We start from the raw sequence: 14,902 nt of genomic DNA, 5'->3' as shown, positions 1-14,902 counted from the left end.
ATTACGTGTTATGCTGTGGGCGTATAAATATGCTCATCAGGAAAATAATGATGGTCAGGAAGAGTATAGGAAAGCTCTCTGTTAGCACAGACGCGGCCATATGATCCTTACGCTGAAGTGAAAATTCGGGCAGCTGATCAAGGTCTTTTTCGCGGAGCTTTTTGTCATAAAAAAGATAGCTGTTCATGAATTGCAGCCATTGCCGCCTGAATGCCTTTACCTGCCATTCATATTGCTCATACTGTTTTAATCCCGATGCTGCGATATCATTAAATAAGTATTGTGATTGCATAACGGGATTAAACCAACAGGCACTTCGTTCCATCTGTAAATGATGGGCTACTTCCTGCTGATAATCCCACGAAATCCTCTCCATCCGGCGGCCCAGCAAATCGTAGTAGGCCATAAATCTCCGGTTGCCATAAGCAGCAGTATCTGTCGGTTTTCTTGCGGAAAGCAACTCCGGATGATACTGATAAAAACTATCCAGCAGTACAGGGACGGGCAGCTCCCAGGTTTCTTCTTTGCATTCACGTTGCCTGGAGGCCAGTTCAGATCTCAGTGGAACAGGTGCTATCAACGCGGCTATACTGTTAATAATACCCGGTAAAATAATCGTCACCATTAACCAGAATGAAAGCAGTATAATTAAGTTTTGCCGGGATGATCTCCTGAGTTTTACGACAAGGTAGCAACTGGCAAACCAGAACAATAATAATAAGGTGAGGATATATATCCACCATCCCAGATCGGCGAAGCTACCGGCTACATTACCATCAGACAGCAGGTAACCGGCAAGGCTCAATGCCACCACCAGCAACCATATAACCAGCAACCGGATGGCAAATACTATTCGTACCATCCTTGCAATGCTACCGCCCTGTAATACCAATAACTTCAGTGTATGTAATTCTACTTCTTTTGAATAGCAGTTATAAGTGACTGCAATGATCAGTAATGGCAGCAGGTAAATAAGAAAATAGGAAAAGTCAAAATTCCCGGCGGCCAACACTTCGGCATTTACAAATTCCGCGTTGGGTGGTGTGAGTACATCATACTTAGTATTCACAATATCAAAAAAGGGCAGCAAATCGCGCTGCCCTATCGACAGTACCGCAAGGCGATGCGGTGGATTAGTAGCAACGGGAGGCCTTCTGAATTCAATGACCTGCGGAACACCTGCCTGATCCGATAATTTTACGCCTGCCACCACCGTTGTATCGGCAGTGAAGCGTGCGTGCAGCTCCCCCAGCCGCTCTTGTTGCTGCTGCGCCAATATTTCCAGTGCCTTCAATTGTTTGTTGATCACCTCGTAACCGCAGCGTAAACTATATATCCCGGTGAGCAGCAACAACAAAAATAAAGCGATAGCTACCCTGCTCCGTTTAAGCTGACGGATTTCGAACTGGCAAACAGCGGTAAGTAATGACATATGTTAGTGTATAGAAAATTTAGCAGTACAAAAAAGGCCGCAAGCCACTATTGCTATCCAAAACATCAATGCAACCAATAATAACCAACCCCGTGCTGTTGTTATCCCACCGGTATCATCCTGGTATATAAAAGGTCGCATGTCCTTAAAAAAAGCAGGATCTTCTTTAAAGCCTTCCGGCATTTTTGATGCTACCATCCGTAGATTCAGCGTACGGATAAAATCATTCCGGTAGTGGCGGGCCTGCCGGTAAAATTGGTGATGATGATCATAACTGCTGCCGGCCAGCAACATAGACAGGCGCTTAACAGCCAGCAAAGGATTAATGAACGATACTTTGTCCAGCAGGGATTCCTGTTTTTCAAAAGTGGTGGCTACACCGGCATAATAGTGTTCAAATACACGTTGCTGATAATCTTCGTTGTGTTGCAGCATCAGACCTTCCAGGTAAGCGGGCAGCTGACTGATCGTATCTACATGATACCTCTCCATCAGCTCCCGGGCAAACTGCTCCCCCCTGCTGTAATAGCTGCCGTCATTACCCATCCCTTTAAGATATCCCTGTTTCACACTGTCTTCAAATGCAGCCCTGCTCATTACCGGTACCGATCTGTTGACAGCATTTACCATTAGTTTCGGCAACAGTATGCCCGTAAGTATCCAACCAGCCAACACGATCAGCGTGGCCGTAGAAGATTGCCGGCTCAGTGAAGAAACTGCAATGGCGAGTAACACCACCAACAGGTAATACAGCTGGTAGATACCTGTTATCAGTAATGGTTGTAGATAATTTCCCTGGAACCATCCTCCCAACACCATCAATAACCAGAAAGGCAGCAGGATCAAACTAAACAAGCCATAATAGGCAATGGCTTTGGAAAAGAGAATAGTTATTCTGCCGGCACCAGCCAGCAGCAACATTTTCAGTGTACCTCCCTCCTTTTCAGCAGTGATGGCCGCCGCCGTGGTAACGCCGATAAATAAAGGAATGATCAGCTGCAGCAACGTTGCGAGACTTAAACTCCCAAATCGCATCGCCGCGTCACTATCCTGTGCATTGCTATAATCCACTTCATGCTGTACATGTGCTTCAATGCGGAAAGTAGTACCACTGTAATCATTCAGGCCAGGATCAAAAACCGATGCCGGCGTAATCGGCTTAAACAGGTAAGTACCAAAATGCGCTGCATGGTGCGGATTCCGCTCCTGCTTATTCCATGCTTCCCTGAATGCCTCATTGGCTGCAGCTCTTGTTGATACGCCATGCTGATACTGATAAAAGGATAACATGGTAGCTGACAACAGCAGCAGCCAGGTGATACTACTTACAAGCAACCATGTCCGCTCTCTGTAAATACTGCTTAACTCCCGGTTGACAATCGTTCTAACATGCATCAGAAAAGATTCAGAAAAAAATTAGTGATTATTTGCAACAAAGTTGCACTTTTATACTGATATTAGCAACATCGTTGCAAAAATCAATGAAAAAAACCAGCAGACCCGTTACAACAGATGATAAAACAATTTTTAAAGTGGCAAAAATTTCCGTTCTACCGCCAGGCAGACGCTATGGATTGTGGACCCACCTGCCTGAAAATGATAGCAGCTTATTACAATAGACACCTGCCTATTCAGTACTTCAGGCGCATTTGCCACATTGGTAAACAAGGCACCACACTAGCCGGACTGCAGGAAGCCTGTACGGTAATGGGCATGAAAAGCCTGGCGGTAGAACTCCCGCTATCAACGCTGATAGAAAAAGCACCACTCCCCTGCATACTGCATTGGGAAAAAAGTCATTATGTAGTACTACTAAAAATAAATACCCAAAAAGCACTCATCGCAGACCCTTCCCTGGATCAGCGGATGACTATTCCAACAGCAGTTTTTTTATCATCCTGGCAAAAAAATACCACCACAGATATTGGAAGAGCCTTATTCGTAGCCCCAACACCAGCATTCCATCAGGTAGAAGATAGCATTGAAAACAATACCTCACTATGGAGCTTATTGCCCTATCTGAAAAACCATTCCCGCGCTGTTGTCCCCCTGGCACTCAGCATACTGGCTGTTATTGGTTTTTCGCTGGCGCTCCCTATCCTTACGCAACAAATAGTTGATAAAGGGATTAAAGAAAGAAGTGTGCATATACTGGTGGTAATTTGCCTGGCACAGCTAATGCTTTTCACCGGCAAAACCGTGATGGACTTTATCAGGGCCCGCTGGTTATTCCGTATCGGAGCTATCACCAGCATTACCCTATTGCATAAATATCTCGATAAACTATTAAAGCTTCCCTTCACTTTCTTTGATAACCGGCAGGCCGGTGACAATATGCAACGTGTTACTGATAATCAAAGAATAGAAGATTTTCTAACAGGCGCTGTCATCAGCTTCGTAATGGCGGTACTCACATTGCTGATCCTCGGAGGCGTATTGCTGTTCTACGATTTCAGGATATTCGGACTGTTCTTCTTAGGTGCTGCCGGTAGCTTTGCCTGGTCTATATCCCAGCAACAAAGAAGGAAGTTGCTGGACCAGAAGAAGTTTAAAGTGCTGGCCGCCAGCCAGCAACTACAGCTGGAAATATTTTATGCTATGCAGGAAATAAAGCTGTCCGGCAATGGTGACGACAAAAAACAAAAATGGGAATCACTGCAGCGGCAGGCGTTTGATTTAAAATCAGAAAGCCTCCGATTAGATCAGTTTATGCAGGGCATAGGCGTTTCTATTAATGAAGTGAAGAACATATTCATCAGCTTCACTGCTGCCTGGTTGGTGATCAAAGGAGATATCAGTCTTGGTACCATGCTGGCCATTACCTATATCTGCGGACAGCTGAACACACCGGTACTGCAGCTGATCGAATTTATCAGGTCTTCCCAGAATGCCTCCTTCAGCTTAAAGCGAATAGCAGAAATATATGAGGAACCGGAAGAAGACTTTCATCTCCGGGAAGAAAAAATTTCCGGCACTGCGGCAGACATTACCCTACGGCAGCTGCACTTCAGCTATGGCCAGCCAGGTAGCCCATTGGTGCTCAAAAACATCAACGTGGTTATTCCTGCAGGAAAGGTAACCGCTATTGTGGGCATGAGTGGCAGCGGTAAAAGCACCCTCATTAAAATTCTCCTGAAATTCTATCAACCGGTATCCGGAAAAATCCTGATCGGTCAACAGTCTCTGAGCACCATTCACGCCAACCAATGGCGAAAGAAATGCGGTGTAGTAATGCAGGACGGATATATATTCAGTGACAGCGTAGCCGAAAATATTTATGCCGGAGCCTCCGTTAAAAATGAACAGGCTTTGTATGAAGCAGCTACCATGGCCAACATGCACGACTTCTTCTTATCGATGCCTTTTGGATATGATACCGTGATTGGAAAAGATGGCTATGGCCTCAGTGAGGGGCAACAGCAAAGACTGCTGATTGCCAGGATGATATACCGCAATCCTTCTTACCTCTTTATGGATGAAGCTACCAACGCACTGGATGCCAACAATGAAAAAGTGATTGTCAACAACCTGCAGGAATTTTTTGCGGGCAGAACAGTGCTACTGGTAGCACATCGTCTTAGTACCGTAAAACATGCAGACCAGATCATCGTTATGCACAAAGGAGAAATTGCGGAAACAGGTACGCATGAAGAACTGATACTGCAAAAAGGGCCTTACTATCATCTTGTAAAAAATCAATTGGAATTAGCTAAATAAGTGATGACTATGAACGTACACCTCTTTCCATATCCATTAGTGCGCTATGCCGGCATCCATACCTCCCTGCTGGAACAATGGCAGCTGCCGGATGCACATCTTTATCATCTTCACACAGCATCGCAGCAACAGCAGCGGGAAGCCCTCTGTGATAAGCTGTATGAACAGGTCATGCTACAAACAGACGATCACCTGCGCCGGAAAATCATTTCTTTGAAAAGAATGGTGTACAATGATAAACTACCGGACAATGATTTGCTGGATCTGCTGCTGCCCTTATTCGAAAAAGAAGTAGCAGCAGATATCAATAACTATATCTCCACAAAAAAAATTCATGCGCAGCAGCTACTGGAGCAACATAACAGGTACGATGCCTTCCTGTTACAACAACGGCGTCACCTCCATCAACTGCTGGCACAGTCAGATGTTGAAAAAGGCATCATATTATCCTCGCCGGTATTATTCCGGCAACTACCACCCTTCCGGGAGAAAGACCCCCTCCACTATAAAAATGCAGAAAATAAAATCGAATTCAGCCTGTTACGATATCTTACCAGGTCCTGTTACAAAACGTCTCCCTTCAGTACGTTTACCCATACCCGTTTGGGTACTTTCATTGCCACTGAAACAAATCCTCCTGGACCAACAGCCGGACGTGTAAAGCTTAACAACAGTATTTTCAGGTACCTGACCGGCATACTGTGCCGGCATCCCGGGCTGAATGAACTGTTGATTGTTTCAAAGAATATGACACTTCAGGAAGAAGATAAAAAGCTTCATTTCCTTGTCAATTACTTAAATGTAGAAGCCTTTCAGTCTATTCCGGCATCAGCTGTCAACATCCTGATTCTTGAACTGCTGGAACACGGGCCACTCTCTTTTCACCGGTTGATCAATACGCTTACCGAAGCGGCATCTCCAATTCCCCGCGCAGAAATTAAAGACTACCTGCTGAAGATGATCGCTACCGGGGCGCTGGAAATGGGTACGGGCATTTCCGGTATGGAAGAAAACTGGGCCAGTCAGCTGATCGCCTTCTTCGGTCCCCATAGCACCGCGCATGATCCGGCTAAACGCATCTGCGAAGCGTTGGCATCTCTCGAAAAATATAAAAAAAACTTTACTGTTGCCAGCGCTGCCGAACGAGCCAACATATTAGCCGCCGCTGAAAATACGATCAATCCTGTATTCAGTGATTTACAGCAGGAAGCGGGACTGCCGGTGGAGGTAGATCCGGCGGCCGCGGAAGACGACACAAACAGCGGGTTAAGAACGATGCAGTTTGCGCCACACTTTTTTAAAGGAAATGAATTATTCTACGAAGATTGCTACAACCCGGAAACAGAAGTGATCTGCAAAGACACGGTGCAACAAATAACAGAAAACGTAGATGCCCTGCTGGAATTAATACAACCGCTGGATCAACTGTATGAAGAAAAACAACGGATGCTCCATCACTTTTACTCGTATTACGGTGTTAACGGATCGGTGCCGGTGGTCCGCTTCTATCAATCCTATTATCAGCAGCTTCGTCAGGAAAATGTTGTCAATAATCCGGAGCCGGAAGCCACCGCATGGAAAAACAATTTTGTGCAATCCCTCGATAACCTGTTATACGGACAACCAGCTGTTATTAATCTATGGGATGAACACTTTCCTGCCATAGCAACAGTCCCTACGCCGCAATCCAGGGGAATGTTCATGCAGTTTTATTCATCGGAAAATATTACCTGCGGAGTGGTGAATGCTATACTTCCCGGTATGGGCAAGGTAAATGGCAGGTTTCTGTCCATGTTTGACAACAAGGCAACAACTGCTTTCCTGGATTACAACCGTTCGCTGCATCCCGATAAGAAGGTGATGGAACTAAACGATGCATCCGGATTTAACGCCAATATCCATCCGCCGCTGGCGGCATATGAGATAAAAATGCCGGGCGGAAATAACAACTATCCATCCGGGCAGCAAATCTCCTTAAATGAATTATATATTACCGCCGAAGATAAGCAGCTATCGCTTTACCATGGCGGGCAACAGGTGTATGCCTATGACCTGAGCCTGGAAAGTTTTCGTAACCGTTCCCGTCTCTATCAGCTGCTTGCACATTTCAACCCGGATATCAGGCCCTCCATTACAGCGCTGATAAAAATAATAGATGGTGAATATGAAAAAAAACATCCCCGTCACAATGCACCGGTATATGTCTGGCCGAGGGTCACTTACCGCACACAGGTAGTGTTGAGAAGAAAGACATGGGAAATAGATACCAGGGACTTTCCTGTGATCAGGAATAATGAAAAAGAGCTGGAATATTTCATCCGGCTGCAGCACTGGCGGGAGCAACACCAGATCGATGCAGCCGTATTTCTTTTCCTGCGGCGCCGGGGCAACAGCAAAACAAAAGAAAAAGCGGGCGGTCTGGCCGATGATTATAAACCCCAGTTCATTTCCTTTCAACAGCCTATCCTGCTAACGATGCTGAAGAAATTATTATCCAGGGCCGGCAGTCATATCTGGTTGGAAGAAGCCCTGCCGATGCCAACCGGACAGGTAAAGGAATATTTATTGCAATGGTATAAACACTGAACACATGGAAACCTGGGTATCTGCCTACATTTATTATGACGAGTCGCTGAACGATTTATTGCTTTACTGTATCCATCCGTTTCTTGAAAAACACAGGGAACTTTTTAACAGTGACACTCCCTACTTCTTTATCCGTTATCCGGAAGGAGGCGATCATATCCGTCTGCGGATACAAACCTCACAGGAAGAAAAAGTACTCGCTCTATTATCGGCGCATATCGATGCGTTTAACCGTTCCGGCCTGCCTGACGCCCGTATGACGGTGGTAGCATACGTCCCGGAAATAGCACGTTACGGAGATGTTCATAGTATCAAATGGGCAGAACAACTTTTCTACCATTCGTCTGCAGCAGTACTGGAGTGGTTGGCGACAGCGACCACTCCATCGGCCATGGCCAGTATACAGGCGATACAATTTCACGTGCAATTACTGCAGGCGGCAGATTTTCCCATTGCGCAACAATTGGAAATATGTGATTATTTTATTGATGAATGGTTAAGAATTTTCCATCCCCAGCGCGCAGCACTACCAGATAAAACAGGCTGGCTCGCCACATTTGACAAAGCATTCAGTAGCAGGAAAGAAAAAATCACCACCGCCATACATGAAATGTACCTATTGTACGAAAACAACGGCCCCTCTTTACTCCCGGGAAGCAGGCAGGCCATGCAGCAGTACCGCCACAGCGGGCTATCGGAGCCCCAGCTCATGGAAGCTATTGCCGGCATTATGCATATGACACACAACCGCCTGGGCATAGCAAACAGCGAAGAAGCTTATATCATGTACTGCACCAAAGCGTGCCTTCAATATATCCAACAAAATGACGCACAATTTTCTGCATAAAATAAGGGATCAGATTATGTCCTCAGCCTTGCAGGATGAAAAAGGACCTTTCTGGGAAACACCTTATTACGACAGGAACACCGGGCAATTCCTCCGCCGGGAATATCACGAAATATTCAATGGTGGCGCAGGCATTGCATTGTTCTTTCTCGCTTTGTTTGAATTGAATAGAGATAAGACAGACCTGGAATGGGCGGAAAAAATAACTGACAGGATATTGAAAAGCACCTATTGCCGGCGACCTAAATTTTATTGTTTCTATACCGGCATCTGTGGTATCATTTATTTATGCATAAAACTTTATGAAATCACCGGTAAAAATAAATACCTGGAAACCGCCCTGTTGGTGGCAAAAGAGCACCACTCCAACATTATTTATATTCAGGAGATGGACCTCCTGAGCGGTGCAGCCGGCAATACGCTCGTAATGACGTTGCTATATCATCATACTGCGGATGCTACCATTTATTCCTACCTGCAGGAGCTGCTCAACCGCATCATTGATGATGCGAGAGTAGCTTCGCAGGGCATAAAATGGGATCATAAAAAAATGGCGTATGACAGTCTCACCGGCTTTTCACACGGTGCAGCGGGTATCGCTTATGTGCTGCTGCAGGTAGGTCATTATTTTAACTATGATGGATTAATCCGCCTCGCGAAACTGGGGTTTGACTATGAGATGTTGTATTACGATATGCCCACCCGTAACTGGCTTGACCTGCGTATCGGGGCATACCGGTACAATTTACCTGGTGCCCATACCTGGGACCTGTCCGTTTTCAGACCAACAATGAAACAGGTAAACTCCTGGGCACATGGCGCAGTGGGCATTGGTTTATCGCATATCCTGTTTGAAAACATTACAGGGGAAGGCTGTTACCACCACATCATTGAGGCTAGTGTTAAAAGCAGTCTGACACACCTGGATGCAGCGCGGGAGGATTATACACTATGCAGTGGTTATGGAGGAATGGTGACGTTCCTGTTACGGGCAGCATCTTTCTATGCAGATCAACAGGCGCTGCATCATGCGCTTCATAAAATTGCCAACGGCGCTTTTGAATTATACGAACGTACCGGCACTTTCAACACTTTTGCGCCGGCCAACAGTCATGATATGGGACTCATGTCAGGAATGGCCGGCGTGGGATACATGCTGGTCAACATTTTACTGAAGGGAAATGGCCACGACGTTTTAAATATTCAACTGCCGGTGCGTAATATCCCGGTAGCACCAGCTTATGCATCCGCATCCATAGGCCAAAAGATCTTCGGTAAATATTTCCGGAGAACATTATACCTCTTAAATCAAACCCACATTCCGGTGGAGCACTTATCGCTGCCTGACTATCAACAGGCGTTGGAAAAACTCATCACCGATCCATTCGTCCAGCAGGTGTATGCATACGAACAACAGCTTTGCCATTTCTGGCAAACACATAAAGGCTTTCTTTGTTACTATAAGCGGAACGACCATACAGTGAGGCAACTGTCAAATCCCGCGTATGCCGCCGTTTGCAGCATATCAGACCATGTAAGAATAGTGGAATGTGCTTTTCATCCGGTTACACTTGAATGTAAGGGACCTATTTTTATATTACAGGAATTGACACCCGAAGGCATCACCGAAAAAGTAACGAATCGGTTGACAGCAGCTATTTTGAGCCAACTCCAACAGGATATGCCGCCCGCTGTTTTAGTAGCTACGATTGCGGGGTTGTTTAACACCAGTGCTTCCACCCTGGCGAAAGAAACCGTTTGGCAGCAGTTACTGCTGTTAGGTGAGGCGGGATTGATTACTGCAAAGCAATAAAAAAAGTGGGATGCAACCATAAAGGTGCATCCCACTTGTAAATACCATGCTGCTTAGCAAATTACAGTTGTGCATTTTGCGTGAGGTACATCATCTGTGTCAGTAGGCTGTGTATGTGTTGGGTGTTCCAGACTACCCAGGCCACCTGCAAGGCGTTGTGCCATTTCGCTGTCAATGCTGGTTACAAAACTTTCCAGTTGTAAATCTTCCAGGTTAAGCTTGATGCTGTTTGAATTGTTTCTCATGAAATAAGGTTTTAAAAGTTTGATGCCTACTGTTATCCAGGGTTTCGGCGCTCCCTTGTTGCAACGCTATAAAGATATATTATTTGCAACTACGTTGCAAATAAATAAACAAATATTTTAGTTACTTTTTTTGGATGCCGTTTTCACATCATCATTACGGATCAGTTGTTGATTTTTCCTGATGGCCTGAGATAATTTTCCGAAGGTATAGGTAAAGCTAACGCCGTAGTTACGATAGTTGAGCTGCTGTACTGACAGCTGATCAAATGCTCCACCAGTCTGCGTTGTACGGATGTACCGGTATTTACTGTACGGATTACTGACAGAGAATGTCACTGTTGCCTTCTTTTTAAATAGTTCTTTATTAACCCTGATTGTATGTACCAGGTTACCATTTGTTTTTCCCTGTAAACTAACAGAGGGCGTAATGGCATAAAGCGTGGTAGTCAGCCGCCAGGAGTCCGCTATTTTATACTGAAGATTTAAAAATCCGGATACGATAAAACCACTATTGCGATAGCTATTTTCCCCATCGCTACCTTTAAGCCATGCATAACCCGCATCAGCATTCATTATTATTTTGAGCTGTGCACTGAGTGGATAGCTAAAGCCGGCATTCAAATGAAGGTCCCTGTTACTCCCTATATTTTTATAGGTAGTAATCGCATTACTATCGGTGAAATTGGTCAGCTTCTCAATCGTATTATTGGCAAAAAGAAAACTGCCGATCAGGTGATAACTTACTTTTTTACCCGCCAGGAAAGAGAGTTCTGCACTATTTTGCATCACCGGGCGAAGGGCAGGATTTCCAGTATTAAACTGGTTGGGATTACGCTTATCTATAAATGGATTCAGTTGTTCTATACCTGGCCGTTCTGACCGTCGGGTAAATCCGAACGACAGGCTGCTGTTTGGAAAATCATGCTGCAGGGAAAGCACGGGTATCAGGTTATAATAAGTGGCCACGATACTTTTCCCGGTACCATACCAGACATCCATCGCAGTATACTCCAGCCGTGCTCCCGCTTTCACCGCCAATACAGGTGTATTCAGCTGGTAGGAATGGTAGAGGCTATATACCTGCTGTTTGTATAGGAAGCCGGGGGGGCCGGCCGTGTGTTCATCCAACAGGTATTTGCTGTTCCCATCTCTCCAGATCCCTTTTATACCGCTTTCTATCTGGATGGAGGACAATGGCAACACATAGTCGGCCTGCAACGTATGTTCATCCAGGTGATTATTATTTTGCTGTCCGAAGTCCGTTAAACTTTCACCTGTTACCTGTTCGTAAAATACGCTATTGGCAAGTTGTTGCGGACTGTGATGAAAGCGATATCCCAGTGAAAATATTTCCTTGCTATTGCGCCGGGCTGCCTTATCATATCCAACCGAAATATCCAGACTATTATCGTATAAATGATGATTATTGGTATACTGATAGGAAGTGCCAGACGTTGACGTATACTGACTGGTGAGATAATAGTCCCTGCTTTTATATACAGATACCGCGCTGGTAAGCAGTTGCAGGGAATCTATTTCGTAGCTGGCTTCGAGTGAGGCGCCTCCAAAAATACTGTGATAGGCAGTAGTACCTTCCTGGCGCAGCACTGCCGTGGTACTTTGCTGATACAGACTGGTGGCATTGGTTCTTTTAAGGTCTTCATATAAATACCCGGTACTGCTGATCCCCCACTTTCCTTTTTTCGCCTGCAAGGTATAGTTCTGGCCAACGCCACTCACCTTATTGAACCCCACTCCCACAGATGCATTATATCCATCATTCCGTTGTTTTACCGTTACAATATTAATGATGCCGGTAAATCCTTCTCCATCGTATTTAGCAGGCGGCGTGGTAATGACTTCTATGCTGGCAATGTTTACCGCAGACATGGCTCTCAATGCCTCTTTGGGGTTGCTGGCTGTAATAGCAGATGGTTTGCCGTTAATAAATACTTTGAAATTACCCTGTCCTTTCAGCTTAATATTATTCTCTCCGTCTACCGTGATCAGGGGTACCTTCGCCAGTATATCCAATACCGACTGGCTGCGGTGATCAGGATCTGATTGTACATCATAAATGAGCCGGTCCAGCTCCTTTTTTACCTGTGGCGTGCTGGCGCGTATATCAATGGTACGGAGCTGCGAATACGGCCGTAGTACTGTTTGCTGGCTATCCGTAACATTTTTTTTAATGGAGCTGTCTCCCGGCGCTACCTGTGCATGTAATTGCATAGGTAGCGCAAGCAGCCATATGACAATTAGTAAAATGGGAAATAGCTTAACAGGGTAGTATAGATCTATCATGATGCTTTGCTAAAGAAAGCAAATATATTAATTTGCAACTATGTTGCAAATTAATATATTCACAATAAAGCCGGCTCGCAAAGCGGGAGCCGGCTGTTATTACATCTTCTTAAACGTTCTTCATCTCCGTTAATACCCTGGAAACTGTACCAGCTTTTTATTTCTGTCAATTTCACTCTGAGGCACCGGATAAAAATAAAATTTATTATTCCATTCGGCCCTGGTGAAGGCCACAATCCTTTTATGAAATTCAGGATCAGACAGGGAACTTCCTTTTTCAATATTCATACCGTGGAATTGCCCGCCCTGATGTTGCTCCGGTGTATTCGCCACTTTCCAGCGACGAACATCCCAGTAGCGATGTCCTTCAAACATCAGTTCTATCTGGCGTTCCAGGTGAATCTGTTTACGCATCTCTGCCTGACCAGCCCCTGCGGCCATATCGGCAAGTCCTCCCCTGTTACGGATTTTGTTGAGGTATTTTAGAATATCAGGATTTCCCGGATCGTATTCATTCAATGCTTCTGCGTAGTTCAGGTAAATTTCACCGAGACGGATCATCATCGCCGGGCGGGAAAAACTTCTGCCGCTTCTGAAATCAGTATTGGGGTGAATATTTTTACGGGCGGTATATCCTGTTGTAGGCCAATCCCTGGGAGCGCCGTTCTTGCCGGAATTACCGGTAAAGAAAAACTCTACTCTTGTCTGGCCATTTTCCGGCACCACTGGAATAACAGACCCATTAAAGGTTACATCTACATAAAATCTGGGTTCCCTTCCGTTATACATATTGGAAGTACCACTAACATAATAAGGAGTGGCAGTAGCGGTAAATCCATTTTCCGTATAGCCGCTACTGTTATCTGTAATCGCCTTTCCACCCGCAGTACGGAATATATCCACCATTTCCTGGGTAACAGCGATACCGTTCCAGCCAGCGCCATTAGCGCATCTGGGAGAACAATGCCGCTCCCAGTTGCCCACATGATCAGAGTTGGTACGAATCCAGATAGCTTCCTTCTGCCAGCCATCGAAGAATAAATTCCGGCAGGAAAGAAAAGCAGCGCGGAACGGATCTGCATCTGCAACCGTATATAATTCCCACCTGTTGAGATCTATTACTGCCTTAGCTGCATCTGCGGCATTCTTCCACTTTTCCTTGTCAAAGGAAGGATTAAACAAAGCAGTACCATCCATGTTTTTAAAGTTGCTCATCTCGCTATTGCCATTGAATAAAGGGCTGGCACTATATAACAGTATCTGCGATTTCACCGCCAGGATGATGGGCTTGGTGATACGGCCTGTTTGCGTTACATCCGGCTGTGTGGGGTCAACAGGATTCATATGTTGTACCGGCACATCCGGCATCGCCTTATCCATTTCTGATAATACATAGGCTACACATTCATCCCAGGGACTTCTCGGTATCTGGAAATCATCTTCCGGCAACTTTGGCTCTTCTCCCATCAACACCACGGGTCCGTATTGTCGCATCAGCAACCAATAGTAGTAAGCCCTTAAAAAGCGCGCCTCTGCTTTATACTGTTTCAGTAACTGTTCACCACCCGGTTGGGCCAGGATTTCCTTATTCTGATCTGCATTTTTTAAGAAGATAGCCGCCTGCCGGATCGTTTGGTAATAACCATTCCAATAGGAAGGACTGGCATTATCTGCCGTGATAGCACCGGAGTTAATACCGGGTTGTACCCAGGCATAGTCCACTTCATCACACTGACCTGTCCATGGAACGCTGTAAGGCTGGTTCCACATATCCGGCATAGGATTGTAGATACGTGCCAGCCATTGTTCGGTCATGGCTCTATTGGTAAATACATCTTTCAGCGTGGTGATATTATCCGGTACTGTATTGAGAAATCCTTTCTTACAACCAGCTGCCAACAATACCGGCAACAGTATCAAAAGGATATTTTTTTTGAAGAAATGACGCATCATAGTGA

9 protein-coding genes are annotated in these 14,902 nt (G+C 45.4%); 4 read left to right on the top strand and 5 right to left on the bottom strand.

The features are described from left to right. Position 1 precedes the first annotated feature (1 nt). Both AB4Z08_RS21095 and AB4Z08_RS21090 read right to left on the bottom strand, forming a co-directional pair. Entirely contained in the window at positions 2–1,432 is a 1,431-nt protein-coding gene (locus AB4Z08_RS21095; protein WP_441575760.1) for a DUF3526 domain-containing protein, read from the bottom strand. Between the two features lie 3 nt (positions 1,433–1,435). Further along, the gene (locus AB4Z08_RS21090; RefSeq protein ID WP_441575759.1) at positions 1,436–2,827 is read right to left on the bottom strand and encodes a DUF3526 domain-containing protein; all 1,392 of its coding nucleotides are present in this window, start codon (positions 2,825–2,827) and stop codon (positions 1,436–1,438) included. Positions 2,828–2,944: 117 nt separating this feature from the next. On the opposite strand from AB4Z08_RS21090, the gene AB4Z08_RS21085 reads away from it, so the two are divergent. The 4 genes from AB4Z08_RS21085 to AB4Z08_RS21070 are packed head-to-tail and all read left to right on the top strand — an operon-like array spanning position 2,945 to position 10,395. Further along, entirely contained in the window at positions 2,945–5,149 is a 2,205-nt protein-coding gene (locus AB4Z08_RS21085) for a peptidase domain-containing ABC transporter (RefSeq protein ID WP_441575758.1), read from the top strand. A 9-nt stretch (positions 5,150–5,158) separates the two neighbouring features. After that, positions 5,159–7,735: a lantibiotic dehydratase gene (locus tag AB4Z08_RS21080; RefSeq protein ID WP_441575757.1), complete on the top strand. Its 2,577-nt coding sequence runs from the start codon at positions 5,159–5,161 to the stop codon at positions 7,733–7,735. A 4-nt stretch (positions 7,736–7,739) separates the two neighbouring features. Next, positions 7,740–8,582: a thiopeptide-type bacteriocin biosynthesis protein gene (locus AB4Z08_RS21075; RefSeq protein WP_441575756.1), complete on the top strand. Its 843-nt coding sequence runs from the start codon at positions 7,740–7,742 to the stop codon at positions 8,580–8,582. A gap of 16 nt (positions 8,583–8,598) precedes the next feature. Next, positions 8,599–10,395, top strand: a complete 1,797-nt coding sequence (locus AB4Z08_RS21070) for a lanthionine synthetase LanC family protein (RefSeq protein ID WP_441575755.1) — start codon at positions 8,599–8,601, stop codon at positions 10,393–10,395. A 53-nt stretch (positions 10,396–10,448) separates the two neighbouring features. Here the strand turns inward: AB4Z08_RS21070 and AB4Z08_RS21065 are convergent, their stop codons facing one another. The 3 genes from AB4Z08_RS21065 to AB4Z08_RS21055 form a co-directional block, all read right to left on the bottom strand. Next, the gene (locus AB4Z08_RS21065; RefSeq protein WP_441575754.1) at positions 10,449–10,640 is read right to left on the bottom strand and encodes a pinensin family lanthipeptide; all 192 of its coding nucleotides are present in this window, start codon (positions 10,638–10,640) and stop codon (positions 10,449–10,451) included. A 117-nt stretch (positions 10,641–10,757) separates the two neighbouring features. After that, positions 10,758–12,872, bottom strand: coding sequence for an outer membrane beta-barrel protein (locus AB4Z08_RS21060; protein WP_441575753.1), 2,115 nt, complete (start codon positions 12,870–12,872; stop codon positions 10,758–10,760). A 201-nt stretch (positions 12,873–13,073) separates the two neighbouring features. Beyond that, the gene (locus AB4Z08_RS21055) at positions 13,074–14,897 is read right to left on the bottom strand and encodes a RagB/SusD family nutrient uptake outer membrane protein (protein ID WP_441575752.1); all 1,824 of its coding nucleotides are present in this window, start codon (positions 14,895–14,897) and stop codon (positions 13,074–13,076) included. Between the last annotated feature and the right edge of the window lie 5 nt (positions 14,898–14,902).

Source organism: Chitinophaga sp. RAB17 (assembly GCF_052114225.1).
Lineage (GTDB): Bacteria > Bacteroidota > Bacteroidia > Chitinophagales > Chitinophagaceae > Chitinophaga.
Note: the sequence above shows the minus strand (reverse complement) of the source record. Positions and strands in the feature narration are given on the sequence as shown.